Genomic DNA, 21,372 nt, shown 5'->3' on the forward strand with positions numbered 1-21,372 from the left:
CTCCCCCGTCAGTCATCTGTCCCCGCCCTTCCTGCGCCGGTGGAACCGGCTCCGCGCGCTGCGCCGCTGGTCCCGCTCGTCGCCCGCCGGAGCCGGGCGTTCGTCCTGTGCCCCGCCCGCCTCGCCCAGGTGGGCGGCGAGCGCGGCGATCGTCGGGTACGCGAAGAGCTCCACCAGGCGCGGCGGGGTGACCCCGGCGCCGAGACCGGCGAGGCGCGCGTGCACCCGGATGAGCAGCAGGGAGTTGCCTCCCGCGTCGAAGAAGTTCTCGTGCACGCCGATCCGCTCGACGCCGAGCACCGCACACCACACGGCGGCCAGGCGCTGCTCCAGCTCGTTGCGGGGCGGCACCTCGGCGACGGCCTCCCGCGCGGTCTCCTGCCGCGCGGGCGCAACGGCCAGCGCCCTGCGGTCCACCTTGCCGTTCGGTGTGAGCGGGAAGGCGGTCACGGTGGTGAGGTGCTCGGGCACCATGTAGCCGGGCAGGGCGCGCGCCAGGTGCTCGCGGAGCCGGTCCGGGTCGGGCGGGTCGCCGACCGGGGTGGCGGCGGGCAGGCCGCTGTCCGCGAGGCCGGGCCTGCGGCCGTAGACGATCCCCACCTCCAGCTCGTCGAGGATGGTCCGGGACGCGGTCTCGAAGCCGTTCTTCTCCAGCACGGCGAGGACCTCATCGCGCCGGTCGTCGCCCTCGATCTCCACGGCCACCTGCCGCACCCGCGACCAGTCGGCGTCGTCGAGCCCGGCGAGCACGTCGAGTTCGGCGCGCTCCACGTCGACCTTCAGCAGGTCCACGTCGGCGAGCCGCTGTTCGGCGATCACCTCGTGCAGGGTGGTGAGCCGGCAGGTGAACCGCTCGTTGCGGTACTGGTCGGCGAGGAAGTCCTCGACGTCCGCCGCGTCGGCCCCGGGCATGAGCGCCGCCGCCCGCCTGCGGTCGGCCTCGGGGGCGGCGTAGCGGCCGGAGAGCCCGGTCAGCGCCGGGTAGTAGATGAACTCCGCGGTGCCCGGGGCGTCGGAGAGGCCCGCGTTGACCAGGACGGCGTCGATGCCGTTGGCCCGCACGGTGCGGCTCAGCCGGTCGAAGGTCGGCGGGATCGGCTCGACGGAGACGATCCGCGCGGGGCGGCAGCTGCGGTGCACCCACAGCGTGGCGCCGCCCACGTTGGCGCCCGCGTCGAGCACGGTCATGCCGTCCCACAGCCGCAGGAAGCCGTCACCGAGGTAGTCGCCGTCCTCGAAGATCTCCTTGTGGATCTCGGCGGCGGCCCGGTGGTCCCCGGTGGCGACCACGCCGCCGAGCGGCAGCGGGATCAGCTCGGGGTCGTCGCCGTCCGCGGCGGTGAGCGCGGCGCCCCGGGGCCGTATCCACCCGGCGAGCGCCGCGCGGTCACCCTCGCCGACCACGCCGACGACGGCGCGGTCCACGCCGGGGAAGGCCTCGATGTGCGCCTCGATCTCCCCGAGTTCGATGCGCCGGCCGCGCAGCTTGACCTGGTCGTCGAGGCGTCCGCGGTACTCCAGGGTCCCGTCGGGGCGCAGCACGGCGAGGTCGCCCGTGCGGTACAGGCGGCCGCCGGGCGGCCCGAACGGGTCGGGCACGAAGCGCTCGGCGGTCAGCTCCGGACGGCCCCAGTAGCCGCGCACCACGCTGTCGCCGCCGATGAGGAGTTCACCGGGGGTGCCGACGGGCACCGGCTCGCCCCGCGTGTCCACCAGGTGGAAGCGGGTGTTGGCCACGGGCCGCCCGATCGGCGGCGGCCCGTCCCCGGCCACGGGGTGGGTGCTGGACCAGATGGTGGTCTCGGTGGGCCCGTACATGTTGAGCACGCGGCCCGTCAGCGCCTCGGTGAGCCGTCCCGCGAGGGCGGCGGGGAAGGCCTCCCCGCCGATCACCAGCTGCTCCAGCTTCCCGAGGGTCGCGAGGCCCGCGTCCGTCTCGGCCAGCGCGAGCGCGAGGGACGGCGTGCACTGGAGGTGTGTGGCGCCGTGCCGGGCGAGCTGGGCCAGGACCGACTGGTCCTCCTGCGGGCCCCGCGCGCCGACGGCGGTCGCCCACTGGGCGCGCAGCCGGTCGAGCTGGGGCAGGGAGGCGAGGACCTGCTCGGGGTCGATGCCGAAGTCGATGAGGCAGGCGATCTCGTCGACCCCCGAGCCCGCGATCCGCTCGACCATCGGCCCGCAGGACGCGGGGGAGCCGATGAGGCCCGCCTCGTCGGCGAAGCGGTCGTAGGAGCGCTCCAGGAGCACATCCAGCTCCTCCTGCGCGAGGGCCTCGATGTCCGCCGCGTCCTCGCCGCTGAGCAGCCGCTTCACCAGCCCCAGCGAGCTGCGCAGATAGCCGACGAAGGGCTTCTGGGCCCGCTCGCGCACCGCTCGGGCGTCCTCGCCGACGGCCGTGTGCACCATCAGCGCGACCCGGCCCCTGCCGGGATGGCCGGCTTCCTCCCAGGCCGCGCGGTAGCGGGCCACCTTCTCGGCCAGCTCCTCCAGGCTCTGGCCGAGCAGATGCGTGAGGAGGTTGACGCCCGCGCGGCCCGCCGCCTCGAAGGTGGCCACGTCGCCGGACGAGGTGAGCCAGACGGGCAGTCCGCCCCGGGCCGGGCGCGGATGCGACGCCACCTGGATGGCGGCCCCCGCCCCGTTGACCCGCTCGACCTTCTCGCCGCGCCACAGGGCGCGCACGGTCTCCATGCCCTCCATGAGGTGCCGCTTGCGGTCGGCGTGCCGGTCGGGGGCGAGCACGAAGTCGTCGGCCAGCCAGCCGGAGGCGAAGGACACCTCCGCCCGGCCGCCGGAGACACCGTCCACCACCGCCCACTCCTCGGCCACCCGCAGCGGGTCCTGGAGCGGCAGCACCACGCTGCCCGCGCGCACGGCGATCCGCGAGGTCACCGCGGCGACGGCGGCGCCGGTCACGGACGGGTTGGGGTACAGCCCGCCGAAGGGGTTGAAGTGCCGCTCGGGCGTCCACACCCCGGCGAAGCCGTGCTCGTCGGCGAACCTGGCGCCCTCGAGGAGCAGCCGGTAGGGCTCGGGGCCCTGCTCGCCCTCCGCGCTGGCGAAGTAGAACAGGCTGAAGTCCACCGCGGGGCGCGGCGCCGCCCGCTCCTCGCCCTGGATGACGACGGTGACGCCGCGCGCCAGCGTCCAGAGCAGTTCGAGCCCGGCGATGTCGAAGGAGACGCTGGTCGTCGCCAGCCACACCGAGCCCTCGGCCGCGGTGATGTGCTCGTCCATCGCGTACAGGAAGTTGGTCAGGGCGCGGTGCGGCACCGTGACGCCCTTGGGGGTGCCGGTGGAGCCGGAGGTGTAGATGACGTATGCGGGGTTCTCCGGCAGCACGGCTGAGGCCACGGGGCCCTGCCCGGCGTCGTCGTCCGCGTCCGGCGCGGCCACGCCGGTCAGCACGATCGCGGCCCCGGAGTCGGACAGCATCTGCTGTCTGCGCCGCTCGGGGTAGTCGGGGTCCACCGGCACGTAGCCGGCGCCCGTCTTGAGCACCGCGAGCAGCGCGACCGGCAGCTCCTCGGTGCGCCGCATCTCGACGGCGACCAGCTGCTCGGGTCCCGCGCCCCGGGCGGCCAGCGACCTGGCGAGCCGGTCGGCGCGGGCGTCGAGTTCGGCGTAGCTGAGCCGGACGTCGCCGTGCGCCACGGCGGTGGCGTCCGGGGTGCGCCGGGCCTGCTCGGCGATCCGCTCGTGCACCAGCTCGGCGCGGGGGAAGTCCCGCGCGGTGTCGTTGAGGCGCCGGACGGCCTCGGCGTCGGCGGCGGTGGCCAGCGGCAGCCGGGCGATGGGCGTGCCGGGCCGCTCGACGGCGGTGGTCAGCAGGGTGGTGAGCTGGTCCGCGTACCGCTCGATGGTGGCGGCGTCGAACAGGTCGGTGTTGTACTCGATGACCCCGGTGGCGCCCGCGGCGTGCCGCTCCACCGTGAGGATCAGGTCGAGCGGGACCGTGCCGAGGTCCAGCGGCACCTGCTCGACGTCGAGGCCGGGCAGCCGCAGGGTGCGCCCCTCGCTCTCGTACCAGGCGAACATCAGCTGGACGATGGGGGAGTGGCTGAGCTGCCGGGACGGCTGGAGGTCGTCGACCAGCTTCTCGAAGGGCACGTCGGCGTACGGGTAGCAGGCGAGGGCGTCCGCGCCCACGCGTTCGACGAGTTCGCCGAACGACCAGGCGCCGTCCACCCGGCCGCGGAGGGGCAGGGTGTTGGTGAAGGAGCCCACCACCCGCTCGAGCTCCGGGTCGGGCCGGTCGGTGACCGGGGTGCCCACGATCAGGTCCTCGCGCCCGGTGGCGCGGTGCACGAACGCGAGGAACCCGGCGAGCATGGTCATGAACGGGGTGGCCCCGCGCTCCGCGCCGAACCGCTCGACGGCCGAGGCCAGTTCCTCGCCCAGCTCGAAGCGGTGGGTGGCGCCCGTGTAGCGCTGCACGGCCGGGCGGGTGTGGTCGGCGGGCAGTTCGAGGAGTTCGGGGACGCCCGCGAGGTGCTCGCGCCAGAAGCCGAGCCCCTCGTCCAGGGCCTCGTCCGTGAGCTGCTCGCGCTGCCACGTCGCGTAGTCGGCGTAGTGCAGGGCGGGCTCGTCGGGGAGCCGGCCGCCGCCGTAGAGCGTGCTCACCTCCTCGGCGATCAGCTCCATCGACGCGCCGTCGGCGACGATGTGGTGCACGGCGATGAGCAGTACGTGGTCGTCGGCGCCGATCCTGACGAGCACCGCCCGCAGCAGCGGCGCACGGCCCAGGTCGAAGGGGCGGGCGGCCACCTCGCGCAGCAGCGCGGGCAGCTCGGCCGCGGTGGACTCCAGGTGCTCCAGAGTGACGTCGGCGGCGTCCTCCACCACCTGGAAGGCGCTGCCCGAGACCTCGGCGAACCGGGTGCGGAGCGCCTCGTGGCGGGCCACCACGGCCGCGATCGCCGAGGTCAGCGCGGCCTCGTCCAGCGCGCCGCGCAGCCGGACCGCGACATGCACCAAGGGGGGCGCGGCGTCGGGCGCCATCCGCGCCAGGAACCAGAAGCGTTCCTGGGAGAAGGACATTCGGGCACTGCGTGTTTCCGGCATGCGTCAGTTCTCCTCTGCTCGGTCTTCGTCGAGCAGCTCGGCCAGGGTGCGGCGCGCCGCGGGGCGCAGCGGCGCGGCACCGGAAAGGGGTCTTCGGGGCCCCGCGACGGCGGGGGCCCCCGTGACGGAGACGGCTCCGGCGGCGGCGACCAGGGCGGCGTCCACGGCTGCCGCCAGGTCGCCGAGCGTGCCCTGTTGCAGCACCAGCGGGAGCAGGGTGGGTACGGGCAGCGCGCGGGCCTTGGCGAGCCTGCGGGCGAGCCGGGCCGCCTTCAGGGAGTCGCCGCCCAGGTCGAAGAACCTGTCCCGCACGGTCAGTTCGCCGATGTCCAGGAGTTCCCCGAGGAGGTCGGCGATCAGCCGCTCGGTGTCGGTGCGCGGGGCGCGGCCACGGGCGGTGTCCGGCGCGCCGGGTGCGGGCAGCCGGGCGGCGTCGAGCTTGCCGTTGGGCGACAGCGGCAGCTCGGGCAGGACCACGAGGCGGCCGGGCACCAGGGACCGCGGCAGCGCGGCCGTCAGAAAGGCGCGCACCTCGTCGAGGTCGAAGCCGTCCGCGTCGGGCACCTCCAGGTAGCCGACGAGACCGCCTTCGCGCACCGTGACGTGGGCGGCGCTGACCGCGCGGTGGCGTTCGGCCACCGCCTCGATCTCGCCGGGTTCCACCCGCAGGCCGTTCAGCTTGATCTGCTGGTCGGCGCGGCCGGCGAAGACCAGCTCCCCGTCGGCCCTGCGGTAGGCGAGGTCGCCGGTGCGGTACATCCGTGTCCCCGGCGGCCCCAGCGGGTCGGGGCGGAAGCGGTCCGCGGTCTGCGCCGGGTCCCCGAGGTAGCCGCGGGCCAGTCCGTCACCGGCGATCCACAGCTCTCCGGTGACGCCGGCGGGCACGGGCGAACCCGCCGCGTCGAGCACGTGCAGCCGTACGTTCCGCAGGGCCCGGCCGATCGGCAGGCTCTCCGCGGCGGACAGCTCGTCCGGCAGCGGGACGGGTACGGCGTACATGCTGGCGCTGACGCTCGCCTCGGTCGGCCCGTAGGCGTTGACGACGAGGCAGTCGGCGCGGAGCCGTTCGGCGAGCCGCCGGCAGGCGTCGACGGAGACCGCCTCGGCGCCGACGCTGACGCCGCGCAGGTCGGGCTGGGGGCGGCGGGCGGCCTCGGGGACCATGTACGGGGCCAGGAACGTGCTCTCGACGCGGTGCTCGGCCAGCCAGTCCAGATGGTCCTCGGGCGTGGTGCGGGCCCGCTCGGGGGCCAGGTGCACCTCGGCGCCGCGGGCGAGGGCGGGGAACATCGCGTAGACCGAGGCGTCGAAGCTGAAGCTCGCCCAGACCGCGGCCCGGCAGCCGCGGGGCACCAGCGCGTCGTAGTGCGGGTCGGTGATGAGGTTGACCACTCCGGCGTGCGGCACGAGGACGCCCTTGGGCCGTCCCGTGGAGCCCGAGGTGTAGATGAGGTACGCGGGGTTCCGCGGGTCGACGGGGGTGTGCAGGTCCTCGGCGGAGTGCTCCCGGGTGTCCGGCAGCCTCCCGGAGAGCACCACGGCCGCCTCGGAGTGCGACAGCATGAACTCCCGCCGTTCCTCGGGGTAGGTGGGGTCCACCGGGAGGTAGGCGCCGCCGGCCTTGAGCGTGGCGAGGATCGCGACGGGCACGTCCAGGCCGCGTTCGAGCGACAGGGCGACGATCCGCTCAGGGCCGACGCCGCGCTCCCGCAGATGGCGGGCGAGGCGGTTGGCGCGCGCGTTGAGTTCGGCGTAGCTCAGCCGATCGCCCTCATGGACGAGCGCGGTGGCGTCGGGGGTGCGCCGGGCCTGCTCCTCGACCGTCTCGTGCAGCAGCCGCGGGGCGTCGGGCGCCTGCCGGGCGGCGGTGTCGTTGAGCTGCCGCAGCCCCTCCTGCTCCGGGGCGGTCAGCAGCGGCAGTGCGGAGAGCGGGGTCTGCGGTGCGGCGACCGCGCCGCGCACCAGGGTGGTCAGGTGTCCGGTCAGCCGGTCGACGGTGCCCTCGTCGAAGAGGTCGGTGCTGTAGATGACGGAGCCCGCGATGGTGCCGTCGGGCCGCCGCTCCAGCGTGAACGTCAGGTCGAACTGAGTGGCGCAGAAGTCCGACGGCAGCGGCTCGCGCTCCACCCCGGGCAGCGACAGCCCCTCGCCGGGCATGGTGTGCAGCGAGAAGAGCACCTGGACCAGCGGGCTGTGGCTCGAGCTGCGGGAGGGCGCGAGCTCCGCGGTGAGCCGCTCGAAGGGCACCTCCTGGTGGGTGAAGGCGGACAGCGAGGTCTCCCGCACCCGGCCGAGGAGTTCGGTGAAGGCCGGGTCGCCCGCCAGCGAGGTGCGCAGCGCCAGGGTGTTGACCAGGAAGCCGACCACCCGGTCGAGCTCCGGCCGCAGCCGTCCCGCCACCGGTGAGCCGATGACCAGGTCGTCGAGGCCGGTGTAGCGGTGCAGCACCGCCTTGACACCGCTGAGCAGCACCATGAACAGGCTGGCCTCGTGCTCCCTCGCCAGTTCGTCCAGGCCGGTGACCAGCTCGGCGGGCAGGGTGAAGTGGTGGGTGGCGCCGTGGAAGGACTGCACCGCGGGGCGGGGCCGGTCGGTGGGCAGCGGCAGCACCTCGGGAGCGCCCGCCAACCGCGTACGCCAGTAGCCGAGTTGGTCCGTGAGCCCCTCGGTGGCCCCCGCGCCATCGAGTCGCCCGCGCTGCCATTGCGCGAAGTCGCGGTAGCCGATCGGCGGCTCGGAGGGCAGTGCACGTCCGGCGTACAGCGCGCTCAGGTCCTCGAAGAGGACGCGCAGCGACGCGGCGTCGGCGATGATCTCGTGCACGGTGAGCTGGAGTACGTGGTCCTCGTCGCCCAGCGGCACCAGCAGGACCCGCAGCAGGGGCGCGGCGCTCAGGTCGAAGGGGCGGTAGGCCTCCTCGTCGAGCGTGCTCCGCAGCCCCGCCTCGTCGTCCGGGCGGTGCGCGGGGGCGGTCCGCAGTTCGAGGTCCGCCTTCTCGGCCACGAGCGCGAGCCGCGACTCACCGGTGCTGTCGAAGGAGGTGCGCAGCGCGTCGTGGCGTGCCGCGAGGGCGGTCACCGCGCGGCGCAGCGCCTCGATGTCCAAAGGGCCGCGCAGCCGGTAGGCGAAAGCGTTGTTGTACGCGGTGTTGCCGGGCTTCAGCTCGTCGAGGAAGAGGAACTGCTCCTCGCCGAAGGAGGGCAGGCCCCGCGTCGGATCGTCCCGCCGGGGCACGGCCGGCAACTCGGCATGGTCCCCGGGCGCGGAGTCCGCCGCGCGCACCGCCTCGGCGAGCTGGGCCACCGTACGCCCCTCGAACATCAGCCGCATCGGAAGGTCAACGCCGTGGACGGCGCGGATGCGCGCGACGACCTGGGTGGCGATCAGGGAGTGGCCGCCCAGGTCGAAGAAGTTCCGGTCGGTGGCGACGTCGTCGACGCCCAGGGCGTCGGCCCAGATCCCGGCGATCGAGTCCTCGGTGGAGTCGCGCTCGGCCCGCGGGCCGTCCGCCGCGGCATGGCCGACGGGGGCGGGCAGCGCGGCGCGGTCGGCCTTGCCGTTGGGGGTCAGCGGCACGCGGTCGAGGACGACCAGGGCGCTCGGCACCAGCTGGGCGGGCAGCCGGTCGCGGACGAACTCCCGTACGCCCGACGTCAGTTCACTGCCCTGACCGGCCGCGTCGCCCGCGGGCACCACATAGCCCACGAGGCGCTTGTCGCCGGGCCGGTCCTCGCGCACCGCGGCGACGGCCGCGACCACGTCGGGGTGGGCGCGCAGGGCCTCCTCGACCTCGCCCAGCTCGATCCGGAAGCCGCGGATCTTCACCTGGCCGTCGAGACGGCCGCCGAACTCCATGACGCCGTCGGGGCGTCGGGTCACCCGGTCCCCGCTGCGGTACATCCGCGCCCCGCCGCCCGCGAAGGGGTCCGGAAGGAAGGACCCCGCGGTGCGGTCGGGACGGCGCCAGTAGCCGTACGAGACACCGGCGCCGCCGATGTACAGCTCGCCCGGCGTGCCGTCGGGCACCGGCCGGAGCTGCTCGTCGAGCACGTAGAGCAGCGTCTGGTCGATGGCGGCGCCGATGGGGACGGCGTCGGCGTCGGGCGGCAGCGCGGCCGTGTCGTAGACGGCGGAGAAGGTGCTCGCCTCGGTGGGGCCGTAGCCGCTGAGCAGCCGGCCGCCCGGCGGCAGGTGCTCACGGGCGGCCCGGACGCTGCCGGGGTCGGCCGCCTCGCCGCCGATCACGAGCTGGGGCACGGTGGCGAAGGCCGCGGGTTCGTTGCGGATCACCTCGTTGAACAGGGACGTGGTGACGAACACCGTGCTGAGCCGCCGCTCCTCGACGAACTGCCGCAGATGGCGCGGGGAGATCATCACCTCCCGGTCGATGGCCACCAGGGCGGCGCCGTTGAGCAGCCCCATCCAGATCTCCAGGACGCTGGCGTCGAAGGAGAGGTTGCCGCCGAAGCCGACCCGGTCCTCGGGGCCGAGGCGCAGGTAGCAGGTGTCCACGACCAGCCTGATGACGGCCTTCTGGGTGGTGAGCACTCCCTTGGGGCGGCCCGTGGAACCGGAGGTGTACATCATGCAGGCGGGCTGCGCCGCCGACTGCAGGCCGGGCCGCTCCGCGCCGCACGCCGCGATCTGTTCGGAGTCGTCGTCCAGGCGCACCACGGGGGTGCTCTCCAGGGGCAGCAGCTTGTCGTGCGGCCGGCGGGTGACGACGAGGTCGAGCCCGGCGTCCTCGGCCATCCAGGCGAGCCGCTCCGCCGGGTACGACACATCCAGCGGCACGACGACCGCGCCGCACTTCAGCGCGGCGAGGGTGGCCATCACCATGTCGGACCGCCGGTCGGTGCAGACCCCGACGAAAGCACCCGCACGGACTCCCCGGTCGAGCAGATATGCGGCCAGTCGATTCGCGCGGACATCGAGCTCCGCGTAAGTCCACTCCTGGGTGTCGAAGGCGAGAGCCGTCCGTTCTGGTGCGAAATCGGCGTGTTTCTCGAAAAGCCCCGCAAGAGTGGGCAGTTGAGCCCGATACATAACATCCGTCCGATCGTGGGGTGATGAAGCAGCCGGTGTTTGAACGCAGATGTTTTCAGGGCGACTTCGCAAGATCAAGATCTGGACTTCCTGGCGTGAACAATGCATGATCTCGGGCGAGACGGGGCGGAGTACCAACTCCATTGCCGTACATCCGACCCAGGAGGACGCGTGTGACCAGTGCGGACACTTCCGAACAAGAGGAAACACGACTAGACCGGCCGCTCCTTGTCCTGGGCGCTCTCATGGCCGCGGGTACGTTCGCGGCGGCGCTGGACGCGACTATCGTGTCGCTGGCCCTGAACGATATTCGTTCGGAATTCAACACTCCGATTGACACGATCCAGTGGATTATCACGGGATATCTACTGGGAATCGCCACGGTTATCCCGGTCACCGGATGGGCCGTCGACCGTTTTGGCGCCCGCACCATGTGGCTGACGGCCATGGCGCTTTTCCTGGGCGCCTCACTGTTGTGCGGAATTGCCTGGTCGGCGCCTTCGCTGATTGTCTCCCGGGTCCTTCAGGGGTTTGGCGGCGGCATGATCGTGCCGATCGCGCAGGCGGTCCTGGCCCGCGCCGCGGGCACCGCCCGGGTGGGCCGGATCATGGCCCTGGTGACCATCCCCACCCAGTTCGCCTCGGTCATCGGCCCGACCCTGGGCGGCGTCCTCGTCGAGACGACGACCTGGCGCTGGATCTTCTACCTCAACCTGCCCATCTGCCTGGTCGCGGGCGGCCTCGCCGCCAAGATGCTCCCGCGCGACGAACCGCAGCGCACCGCCCGCCTCGACCTCAAGGGCCTGCTGCTGCTCTCACCCGGCCTCGCCCTGCTGGTCTTCGGCGTCTCCCGGGTGGCCGACGGCGCGACCGCGGTGCTCGTCCCCGTCGCGGCGGGCGCCGTCCTGCTCGCGGGCTACGTGGTGCACGCCCGCACCACACCGCACCCCCCGGTCATCGACCTGCGGCTGTTCAACACCCGCTGGTTCCGGACACTCTCCGGGATCATGCTCGTGTACGGAGGCTTCTTCTTCGGCGCGGTCTACCTCTTCCCGCTCTACTTCCAGCAGGCCAGGGGCCACACCGCGCTCCAGGCCGGCCTTGAGGTGGCGCCCCAGGGCATCGGCATGCTCCTGATGCTCTTCCTGGGCGGCTCGCTCGCCGACAAGATGGGCCCGCGGCCCGCGATGCTCGGCGGCCTCGGCCTGCTGGCGCTCGGCACCCTGGTCTACACGCAGCTGCCGTCCGACCCGCCGACGTGGCTGCTGCTCACCGCACTCGCCGTACGCGGCGCGGGAGTCGGGCTCTGCGTCGGCCCGCTGATGGCCGCCGTCTTCCAGGGCGGGCTGCCGAAGGCGTCGATCCCGCGCGCCACCACCGCCATCAACATCCTGCAGCGCGTGGGCGGTTCACTCGGCACCGCGCTGTTCGCCGTGGTCCTCACGAGCCAGGCGGGGGAGCAGGACAGCGCGGGGCCCGCGGACTTCAGCCACACCTTCTGGTGGGTGGCCGGTCTCGTCGTCCTGGCGCTCGTGCTCACCCTGACGCTGCCCCGGGGCCACCCCGCCGCGGCCGGGGACGCCCCGAAACCGGCGGACGCCAAGGCCCCCGCGGACGACTGACCGTCGCGCCGGGGCCCCTACGGGCGGTCGCTCAGCCGCCGCGGCGGACGCGGGCCGCCTTGCGGGCCTCGGCGAGCTTGCGCGCCTCACCGGACTTGCGGGACGTGCCGCCGGCGCCGCGGGAGGCGTCCTTGCTGGTGCCGAGGCCGCGGAAGGGCGCGTTGGTGTTCTTGGCCCGGGGCGCGGCGGGCCCGTCGAGCGGCGTGCCGGAGGGCGCCTTGGCCCCGGTGATCCGACTCAGCTCCTGCTCGCCCGAGCGCACCTTGGTGACCTTCGCCTCGACGCCGGCCTCGGCCATGACGCGGCTCGTCTCGCGGCGCTGCCCCGAGAGGACCAGCGTGACGACGGCGCCGGACTCGCCCGCGCGGGCGGTGCGGCCCGCGCGGTGCAGATAGTCCTTGGGGTCGGTGGGCGGATCGACGTTGACGACCAGATCGAGGTCGTCGACGTGCAGGCCGCGGGCGGCGACGTTCGTCGCCACCAGCACGGTGACGTGGCCGTTCTTGAACTGCGCGAGCGTCTTCGTGCGCTGCGGCTGCGACTTGCCGCTGTGCAGCGCGGCGGCGTGCACGCCGCTGGCGCGCAGATGCCGGGTCAGCTGGTCGACCGCGTGCCGGGTGTCGAGGAACAGCAGGACGCGGCCTTCGCGGGCCGCGATCTCCGTGGTGACGGCGTACCGGTCGGGCCCGTGGACGACCAGCACATGGTGCTCCATCGTCGTCACCGCGCCCGCGGACGGGTCGACCGAGTGCACGACCGGGTCCTTGAGGTGACGCGAGACGAGTTCGTCCACGTCACGGTCCAGGGTCGCGGAGAACAGCATCCGCTGCCCCTGCGGCCGCACCTGGTCGAGCGCCTCGGTGACCTGCGGCAGGAAACCCATGTCGCACATCTGGTCGGCCTCGTCGAGAACCGTGACGCGCACGTGTCCCAGCCGGCAGGCCTTGCGCTCGATGAGGTCGTGCAGCCGGCCCGGCGTGGCGACGACGATCTCGGCGCCGTCGCGCAGCGCGGCGACCTGCCGGCCGATCGACATGCCCCCGACGACCGCGGCCATCCGCAGCCCCAGCGCCTCCGCATACGGGGCCAGCGCCTCGGTGACCTGCTGGGCCAGCTCCCGGGTGGGCACCAGGACCAGGGCGAGGGGCTGCTTGGCCTCCGCGCGCCGTCCGGCCGTCCGCACGAGGAGCGGCAGCCCGAAGGCGAGCGTCTTGCCGGAACCGGTGCGCCCGCGCCCCAGCACGTCCCGCCCCGCGAGGGCGTCGGGCACCGTGGCCGCCTGGATCGGGAAGGGCGTCTCCACGCCCTGCTCACCGAGCGTGCGCAGCAGGGCGGGCGGCAGCCCGAGATCGGCGAAGGAACCGGCCTGCGGCGTCGCCGAGGGGTTCTCGGAGCGGTCCGGATCGGTCATGGGGCAGCCTCCCGCAGGCGGTACGTACCGAGGAAGGCCCGGTAGACGACGACGGGACCCGCACGGCCCGAAGACGCCGCCGCTACACCCGTGCAAACGGTTGACGCTAACACAGGAGACGGCGGCCCGCCTTCTCGCGCCCGGAGAGGCCCCGCTCAGGAGCGGTGGTCCCTGGGCGGGGTCCCGCGAACCGCACAGATACCTCCGCGCGGCCGGCGTCCCGGGGGAGACCCCGCCGGGGCCGTCGCTCCGCTCTTTTGCGGGCGTTGATCTTGGGCACTCGGAGTCCGAGTGATTTTCGTACCGCGGACGGCCCGTGTCGCCGACGCGTCGTCCGCGGTCCGTGGCCTGTAGTCCGCCGTCCGTGGTCCGCCGTCCGCAGTCGTCGTCCGGAAGAGAGAGTGGCATGACCGTACCCACGCGCCCGGTCCGAGGCGTCCGCCGCGAACGGCGCTTCGATCTCCGGGTGACCACCCTGTTCTTCGTGCTGCTCGCGGTCATCCTGTGCGCCCTGGTGTACGTGGCCCGCACCGCCGCGCACATCGTCGAGAGCCGCCCGCTGTGGGCGGTCTCGCTCCTCCTGGTGGCCGTCGCCGCGGCCTCGTTGTGCCGGTCCCGGTGGCGTCGCTTCTCCGCCGCGAGATGCGCCCGCCGCGCCACGGAGGTGCTGGAGGAGGCGGCCGAACGGGCCTCCGACAGCCTCGACGACCTGACGGCGGGCTCGCACGCGCCGCCGGTCGCGCGGACCGCCGCACCGGACGAGGCGGGCACGGCGGCATACGTGATCCCCGCCCCGGCGGCCCCGGTGGACCAGCCCCTTGCGCCCGACGCGACACGGGTGGCGCCGGACGTGCCGGTGCCGGGAGAGCCGGGGGCGGAGGACACGACCGTCGTCGTCGCCCACCCGGACGACTACACCGAACTCGACCCCGACGGCTTCGAGGACGCCATAGCCGAGCTGTGCGTGCGCGACGCGTGCCTGGACGTCGAGGTCGTCGGCGGCGCCTGCGACTTGGGGGCCGACGTCGTCGCGGTCACCCCCGACGGCCGGCGGATCGTCATCCAGTGCAAGCGCTACGGCGAAGCCAACAAGGTCGGCTCACAGGACCTGCAGCGCTTCGGCGGCACGTGCTTCACCGTCCACGAGGCCGATGTCGCGGTCCTCGTCACGACGAGCGACTTCACCGCTCCCGCCCTGGAGTACGCGGAGCAGTGCGGCATCGTGTGCGTGGACGGAGCCGAGCTGGCCGCCTGGCGCGACGGCGCCGGGCCGAGCCCGTGGGAGCGGGCGGCCGTCGAGGCCGGCGCCCTCGAATGATTCCCGCGCGAGCCCGCCGCGTGTGAGACTGCGCCCATGGACGCGGGGCGCGAATCACGGTGGGAGAAGGACGCGATGACGGTGGAGATCGTCTTCGCGCTGGTGACGGCCGCTCTGCTGGCCGCGGCGGTGTTCGGCCTCTCGCTGGTCCCGGCACTGCTCATCGGCGCCTCGGAACCCGCGGGCAGGGCGGCGCTGACGGCGGGCGTCGTGCTGGGCGTGGCCGCCGGGATCTGGCGCCTGGTGCGGGTCCTGCTCAGCTTCGACGCCTGGCGCCGCGAGGGACGCTGACGCCGGACGCCGTGCCGCCCTCACCCTCACCGCATCCCCCTCGACGCACCCGCTTCACAGCCACCCGCAGCGCTGCGCCTGCAACGCCAGCTGGAAGCGGTTCGCCGCGCCGAGCCGGGCCATCAGGACCTGGAGCCGCCGGAAGAGCGTGCGGCGGCTGACCTCCAGCTCCCTGGCGATGACCTCGTCGGTGGCGCCCCCGGCGAGCAGCCACAGCAGGCGCCGGTCGGCCGGCGGCAGCCCGCCGGGAGCCGCGGTGCGGCCGTGGAACGGCAGCGCGTTGGCCCAGTACTGTTCGAACAGGGCGACGAGCGCCGAGAGCAGCCCGCACGGCTGCACGACCAGCATGGTGTTGTGCACGTCGGTCTCCTTGATCGACAGGGACACGAGCGCGTACGCCTCGTCGATGACGACGAGTTTGACCGGCACCGAGGGCAGCACCCTGGCCTGCTCACCCGCGTTGACGCACGGCTCGATGACCTCGGCGAGGTGGCCCGGATGCGCGAGTGACTCCCGCGAGTACACGACGCGCTGCGTCACGCCTCGGGCGAGCGTGGCGAGCGCGTCCTCCGTGGCGCCGGGCAGGGGGAAGTAGGGCGGCGACTCGAACTGCCTGATCTGCTCGCGGGCGCTGGCCCAGGCCTGGCGCATCCGGGGGCCCACGGCGTCGCCGGTGACGACCTCGACGAGGTGGTCGTCGTAGGCGGCGAGCCGCTGCCGCCGGAACGACTCGAACGCGCCGCCCACCGCGATGCGCGACTCCTCGACCTCGGCGGCCCGGCGCCGGGCGAGGACTTCGAGACCGGCGGCGGGCGGCACCGGGGCCACCGCGTCCGCGCCACGCTCGACACCGCCCGCGAGACCGGCGTCCACCAACTCCTCGTAGGCGGAGCCGAGTTCCGCTTCGGCGAGCCCCGTGGCGGAGCCGATCGCGCTCAGCGGGGCCGGAGCCACCTCCAGCAGGGCGAGGTAGACCCGCGCCGCGGAGGGACCGAGCCCGAGCAGCCGCAGGGAATCGCCGAGTCGCGCGTTCGTCATGGCGGCATTATCGGCGGTGCGCGACCCGGGGCCGTGGCCGATCCGTGCCAGTGGCACGATCCGGCCCCGGGCGTCCGCGGGGCGGGGTACGTTCCGGTCCGGCAGCTGCCCCGAGGGGGCGGCGGCGAGGCCGTACGAAGACCCGGCAACCCCTGACGAAGCCCCAGCGAAAGGCGTACCCCATGGCGAAAGGCCGCAAGAACCGGCTCTACCCGGGCATATCCGATGAACTGTCCGCCTTGATGCGGACCGGCTGGGCGGACACCGAACGGCACGACCTCACCCCCGACGAGCAGGCCCCCTACGCGGCCCGCCGCCGCGCCGCGCTCTCCGCCCGATTCCCGGGCGAGCGCCTGGTCATCCCCTCCGGCAACCTGAAGGTCCGCTCGAACGACGACACGTACCCGTTCCGGGCCTACTCCGGCTATGTGCACATGACCGGCGACCAGGCCCGTGACGGCGCCCTCGTCCTCCACCCGCGCGCGGACGGCGGCCACGACGCCTACTGCTACCAGCTCCCGCGGGACAGCAGGGACGACGACGAGTTCTGGACGGGCCCCACGGCGGAGCTGTGGATGGGCAGGCGTCGCTCGCTCGCCGAGGCGCAGCTCGTGCTCGGACTGCCCTGCCGCGACGTCCGCACGGCGGCGGCCGACCTGGCCGCCGGCTTCGACGGGCCGACCCGGATCGTGCGCGGCGTCGACCCCGCCCTGGAGGCCGCCGTCACCTCCGACGAGGAGCGCGACGACGAGCTGGAGGAGGCGCTGAGCGATCTGCGCCTGGTCAAGGACGACTGGGAGATCGGCGAACTCCGCAAGGCCGTGGACGCCACCGTGCGCGGCTTCACCGACGTCGTCGGCGACCTCTCCCGGGCGGTCGCGACGTCCGAGCGGTGGATCGAGGGCACGTTCTTCCGCCGCGCGCGGCTGGAGGGCAACGCCGTCGGCTACGGCTCGATCTGCGCGGCGGGCGACCACGCCACGATCATGCACTGGACGGAGAACGACGGCCCGGTGCGCCCGGGCGAGCTGCTCCTCCTCGACGCCGGCGTGGAGGCGCGCACGCTCTACACCGCGGACGTCACGCGCACCCTCCCCATCAGCGGCACGTTCACCCCCGTACAGCGCACGGTGTACGAGGCGGTGTACGAGGCGCAGGAGGCCGGCATGGCCGCCGTGAAGCCGGGGGCGGCCTACCGCGACTTCCACGAGGCGTCCCAGCGCCATCTGGCGGCGCGCCTGGTGGAGTGGGGCTTCATCGAGGGCCCTGCCGAGCGCGCGTACGAACTCGGACTGCAGCGCCGCTTCACCATGGCGGGCACCGGGCACATGCTCGGCCTCGACGTCCACGACTGCGCGCAGGCGCGGAACGAGGAGTACGTCGACGCGGCGCTCGAGCCCGGCATGGTGCTGACCGTCGAGCCCGGCCTGTACTTCCAGCCGGACGACCTGACCGTCCCCGAGGAGTGGCGCGGCATCGGCGTCCGCATCGAGGACGACCTGCTGGTCACCGCCGACGGCCACGAGAACCTGTCGGCGGGACTGCCCCGGTCGGCGGACGACGTCGAGGCGTGGATGGCCCGCTTCGCCGGCTGACCGGTCCTTTCACCCCGTGCGGGACCTGGATGCCGTGCCGGGGCGTTTCCGCTGGTGCCGAACGGTTACCTGTTGTCCCACGACGGGTGGGACAACCGGCGACGAACCAGCGGAGGCGACTGTGGAGCACGACGAAGAGCGCGAGGAAGGCACCCGCGGGGAGCGGGCGAAGGGGGTCCTGCGCCGCCTGAGCAAGGCCTACTCCCCGGGCGAGCGGCGCCACCTCGGCGGGCACGCGGGCGCCGTGGCCGCGTTCGGCGTCTACACGGCCGCGTGGGGCGTGGCAGTCGGCCTGCGCGGGGCGAAGCTCCCCGAGCGCCCCGAGCCGTGGGACATCGTGTGCGCGGCGGCCGCCACGTTCCGGTTGAGCCGGCTGCTCAGCAAGGGGTCGGTCACCAGCCCGATGCGGGCGCCGTTCACGCGCTACGAGTCGGCGACGGGACCGGCGGAGGTCAGCGAGAGCCCTCGCGGCGGCCACGTGAGGTCGACCGTGGGGGAGCTCGTCACCTGCCCGTTCTGCCTGAGCGTCTGGCTGACGACCACCATCACGGGCGCGCGCCTGCTGTGGCCGGGTCCCACGCGGGCCGTCACGGGCGGCCTGACGGCGCTCGCGGCCGCCGACGCGATGCAGCTCGGGTACGACTGCCTCGTACAGAAGAACGCTGAATGAGCGTGCCCCGGCCCGTCGCCGCGGGCGCCGGGCTGGTGGCGCGGGCGGCCCGAACCGCCGCCCGCCGACGCCGGGCGCCGGCGCTGCACCCCCGCGGGGTGTGCGCCGAGGCGACCCTCGCCGTGCACCCGGCCGGCGGCGCCTGGGGCGAGCCCTGGCTCGACCAGCCCGGTGACCACCGGGTCAGGCTGCGCTGGTCACGGGGCGCCGGGCTGCCCGGACGGCTGCCGGACGCGCTGGGCCTCGCCCTGCGCGTCGACGATGCCGGGGGTCCCGGACGGCCCCTGGACCTGCTGCTGACCAGCAGTGGCGGCGGCCGGGTGAGCAGGCGCCTGCCGCTGCCGCGCCTGAACGCGACGGGCGGCCCGTACTCGACGCTCCTCCCGTATCACATCGGCAGACGCCGGGGGCTCCTGATCGCCCACCCCTCCGGGGCCTCGCCCCATGTGCCCAGCGGTCTGCCCGCGCTGCGGACGGCGCTGGAGCGGGCGCCGCTGACGTTCCACCTGTGTGCCGCGCTGCCCGGCGGGGCGTGGTGGCACCTCGGCACGCTCACGACCGGGACGCCGCTCGACCTGCCGCCGGGCGAGACCCTCTCCTACGACCCCTATCTGCACTGCCTGCCGGGCCTGCGCCCCACGGCCGGGTTCAGCACAGTGCGGGAGGCCGCGTACGCCGCCTCCCGGGCCGGCAGGCACACCACCGAAGGAACGAGGACACCCGCATGCTGAGACTCGGCATCCCCGTCATCGGCGTCACGGACGTCTCCCGGGCCGTGACCTTCTGGACGGCGGCCCTGGACCTGATGGCCACACAGGAGTGGGAGAGCGACACCTGGCGCACGCTCGACCACGCCGACGGGTCGGGCCGGGCCCTCGCGCTGATGCGCAGCGACTCGCCCGCCGAGGCGCGCCCGCGGCTGCACCTGGACCTCTTCACGGACTCGGCACAGGAGCAGCAGGTGGAGGTCCGGCGGCTCATCGGGCTCGGCGCGCGGGCCGTGGAGTGGGACCTGTATCCGCCCGACCCGGACTTCGTCGTTCTCGCCGACCCGGACGGCAACCTCTTCTGCGTCGTCGATCTGAGCCACGCGCCCAGCGGGGGCCGGCCGACGCAGTGACCGAGGAGGACGGCGCGCGGCGCGCCCGGCCCGGAGGCCGGAGCGCGCCGCGCGCCGTCGCGCTTCTCGGTGCGGGTCAGGCCCGGGCCGCCGCCTGGTCGGCCGCGGCCGGCTCCTCGTCGGCGGCCTGGTCGCCGCCGGCCTCGCGCATCGCGGGGATGAGGGCCGCGACGGCCGCCGACAGGAGGGCGACACCGCAGCCGATCACCAGACCGGTGCGGAAGCCGTCCTCGGAGGGGATCGTGACGCCGCCCATGCCGATGGTCATCTGGGCGAGGACGACGCCGATGACGGCGGAGCCGATCGTGGTGCCGAGCGAGCGCATCAGGGTGTTGAAGCCGTTGGCCGCCGCCGTCTCCGCGACGGGCACCGAGCTCATGATGAGCGCGGGCATGGCGCCGTAGGCGAGGGCGACACCGCTGTTGATCACGATGCCGGCGACCATGATGCCCCAGGCGGTGCCCATGAGCGGCAGCGCGGCCCCGTATCCGACGGCGATCACGAGGGCGCCGCAGACCAGCGCGACCTTCGGGCCGCGCGTGTTGATCAGCTTTCCGCCCAGCGGTGAGATGAGCATCATCATGACGCCGCCGGGCGCGATCCACAGACCGGCCGCCAGCATCGACTGGCCGAGGCCGTACCCGGTGGCCTCGGGGAACTGCAGGAGCTGCGGCGCGATCAGCATGAAGGCGTACATGCCGACGCCGATGAGGACGGACGCGGCGTTGGTCAGCAGCACTCGCGGCCGGACGGTGGTGCGCAGGTCGATGAGCGGGTCGCGGGTGCGCATCTCCCACAAGCCCCAGACGACCAGCGCCACGGCGGCCAGGGCGAACAGGCCGAGCGTGGTGCCGGAGGCCCAGCCCCAGTCGGCGCCCTTGGAGATCGCGAGGAGCAGCGAGACCAGCCCGATGGCGAGCCCGACCGCGCCGGGGGCGTCGAAGCGCTGGCCCTTCGCGGCGGCCGGGACGTCCGGCAAGACGGCGAAGATCAGGACGCCGATGGCCAGCGCGAGGACGGCCGAGCCCCAGAACAGCACGCGCCAGTCGGCGTACTGCGCGACGGCGGCGGCGATCGGCAGGCCGATGGCGCCGCCGATGCCCATCGAGGCGCTGACGAGCGCGATGGAGGAGCTGAGCTTCTCGACGGCCACGACGTCCCGCAGGAGCGCGATGCCGAGCGGCACCATGCCCATGCCCATGCCCTGCAGTCCGCGTCCGACGATCATCGGGACGACGGACGAGGAGAGCGCGCAGACCACCGAGCCGATGATCAGCGGCACGACGCAGACCAGCATCATGCGGCGCTTGCCCACCAGGTCGCCCAGGCGTCCGGTGACGGGCACGCAGACGCCCGCGACGAGCAGGGTCACGGTGATGACCCACGCGGCGTTCGAGGACGACGTGTCCAGGATCCGCGGCAGCTCGGCGATGAGCGGCGTCACCAGCGTCTGCATGATCGCGGCGACCGTACCGGCGAGCGCCAGGGTGGCGACTATGGCGCCGGTCCTGCCGCCCGACTGCTGGGCTTCCATAAAGGGGGGCTCCTCGATTCTCGTTCCACGTGGGCAACGATGTGCACTATACATACTCTGTGCATAGGGCATATGACGTGCAATGGGCACACGCCTGGTCGGCGGGGCGTCGGGCGGGCGCGCCTGCGCCGTCGGGGGGTGCGATACGGTCGCCGTAGGAGGACGCACGTACATGGACAAGCCATCGCACCTGGTCGAGTTCGAGCACATGGTGCTGGGGCGGCACCAGTTGAGCAGCGCCAAGCTGCGCCAGCGGCAGGGCCGCCTGGAGCGCAGCACGTACATCCTGCTCAGCCGCATCCGGATGCAGGGGCCGATGACGATCGGGCAGCTCAGTGAGGCGTTCATGCTCGACGCCTCCACGCTCAACCGGCAGACGGCGGGCGCGGCGCGGGCCGGACTGCTCGAACGCATCCCCGACCCGGAGGGCGGCATGGCCCGCAAGTTCCGGCTCACCGAGGAGGGTGCGCGGCGTCTGGACGTCGAGCGCGAGGCGCACATCAAGGAACTGGACTGCGTCTTCGAGGACTGGCCGGCCGACGACGTGGAGACCTTCGCCCGCTACCTCCAGCGGTTCAACGCGAGCGTGGAGCGGCTGAGCGGCCAGCCCTGGCCGCGCTCCTGACCTCCGTACGCCCCGTGTGAAACGCCGGCCGGCCGTGG

13 protein-coding genes are annotated in these 21,372 nt (G+C 73.8%); 8 read left to right on the forward strand and 5 right to left on the reverse strand.

Annotated elements, in window-relative coordinates; all coding sequences use genetic code 11:
• Positions 1–12: 12 nt before the first annotated feature.
• Positions 13–5,064 (reverse strand): MupA/Atu3671 family FMN-dependent luciferase-like monooxygenase, encoded by a 5,052-nt coding sequence (locus DCW30_RS16970; RefSeq protein WP_079250245.1) that lies wholly within the window; start codon positions 5,062–5,064, stop codon positions 13–15.
• 3 nt (positions 5,065–5,067) lie between these two features.
• Positions 5,068–10,254: a non-ribosomal peptide synthetase gene (locus tag DCW30_RS16975; protein ID WP_079250246.1), complete on the reverse strand. Its 5,187-nt coding sequence runs from the start codon at positions 10,252–10,254 to the stop codon at positions 5,068–5,070.
• Between the two features lie 101 nt (positions 10,255–10,355).
• Between DCW30_RS16975 and DCW30_RS16980 the strand changes: the two genes are divergently transcribed.
• The gene (locus tag DCW30_RS16980; RefSeq protein ID WP_079250247.1) at positions 10,356–11,732 is read left to right on the forward strand and encodes an MDR family MFS transporter; all 1,377 of its coding nucleotides are present in this window, start codon (positions 10,356–10,358) and stop codon (positions 11,730–11,732) included.
• Positions 11,733–11,763: 31 nt separating this feature from the next.
• Here DCW30_RS16980 and DCW30_RS16985 read toward each other — a convergent pair whose 3' ends face one another.
• Entirely contained in the window at positions 11,764–13,143 is a 1,380-nt protein-coding gene (locus tag DCW30_RS16985) for a DEAD/DEAH box helicase (protein WP_076687641.1), read from the reverse strand.
• A 406-nt stretch (positions 13,144–13,549) separates the two neighbouring features.
• Here DCW30_RS16985 and DCW30_RS16990 point away from each other — a divergent pair, with 406 nt between their 5' ends.
• Both DCW30_RS16990 and DCW30_RS16995 read left to right on the forward strand, forming a co-directional pair.
• Entirely contained in the window at positions 13,550–14,461 is a 912-nt protein-coding gene (locus DCW30_RS16990; RefSeq protein ID WP_076687642.1) for a restriction endonuclease, read from the forward strand.
• Between the two features lie 36 nt (positions 14,462–14,497).
• Positions 14,498–14,752, forward strand: a complete 255-nt coding sequence (locus DCW30_RS16995) for a DUF6332 family protein (RefSeq protein ID WP_079106991.1) — start codon at positions 14,498–14,500, stop codon at positions 14,750–14,752.
• A gap of 54 nt (positions 14,753–14,806) precedes the next feature.
• On the opposite strand, the gene DCW30_RS17000 is transcribed toward DCW30_RS16995, so the two are convergent.
• Positions 14,807–15,790, reverse strand: a complete 984-nt coding sequence (locus DCW30_RS17000; protein ID WP_076687643.1) for a helix-turn-helix domain-containing protein — start codon at positions 15,788–15,790, stop codon at positions 14,807–14,809.
• Positions 15,791–15,972: 182 nt separating this feature from the next.
• On the opposite strand from DCW30_RS17000, the gene DCW30_RS17005 reads away from it, so the two are divergent.
• From DCW30_RS17005 to DCW30_RS17020, 4 genes are all read left to right on the forward strand, one after another.
• The gene (locus DCW30_RS17005) at positions 15,973–17,385 is read left to right on the forward strand and encodes an aminopeptidase P family protein (protein WP_076687644.1); all 1,413 of its coding nucleotides are present in this window, start codon (positions 15,973–15,975) and stop codon (positions 17,383–17,385) included.
• A 121-nt stretch (positions 17,386–17,506) separates the two neighbouring features.
• A complete protein-coding gene (locus DCW30_RS17010) occupies positions 17,507–18,055 on the forward strand; it encodes a DUF1360 domain-containing protein (RefSeq protein WP_076687645.1) in 549 nt (182 codons plus the stop codon).
• On the forward strand, positions 18,052–18,786 hold the full coding sequence (locus tag DCW30_RS17015; protein ID WP_076687646.1) for a hypothetical protein: 735 nt from the start codon (positions 18,052–18,054) through the stop codon (positions 18,784–18,786). Before DCW30_RS17010 ends, DCW30_RS17015 begins: the two co-directional genes overlap by 4 nt.
• Entirely contained in the window at positions 18,780–19,175 is a 396-nt protein-coding gene (locus DCW30_RS17020; protein WP_076687647.1) for a VOC family protein, read from the forward strand. The genes DCW30_RS17015 and DCW30_RS17020 overlap by 7 nt, the downstream gene beginning before the upstream one ends.
• 76 nt (positions 19,176–19,251) lie before the next feature.
• On the opposite strand, the gene DCW30_RS17025 is transcribed toward DCW30_RS17020, so the two are convergent.
• Positions 19,252–20,709, reverse strand: coding sequence for an MFS transporter (locus tag DCW30_RS17025; RefSeq protein ID WP_076687648.1), 1,458 nt, complete (start codon positions 20,707–20,709; stop codon positions 19,252–19,254).
• 172 nt (positions 20,710–20,881) lie between these two features.
• Between DCW30_RS17025 and DCW30_RS17035 the strand changes: the two genes are divergently transcribed.
• Positions 20,882–21,334 carry a MarR family winged helix-turn-helix transcriptional regulator gene (locus DCW30_RS17035; protein ID WP_076687649.1) on the forward strand — a complete coding sequence of 151 codons (453 nt, stop codon included), beginning with the start codon at positions 20,882–20,884 and terminating at the stop codon, positions 21,332–21,334.
• Positions 21,335–21,372: the final 38 nt, after the last annotated feature.

It is taken from the genome of Streptomyces alfalfae (assembly GCF_004127445.1).
Taxonomy (GTDB): Bacteria; Actinomycetota; Actinomycetes; order Streptomycetales; family Streptomycetaceae; genus Streptomyces; species Streptomyces alfalfae.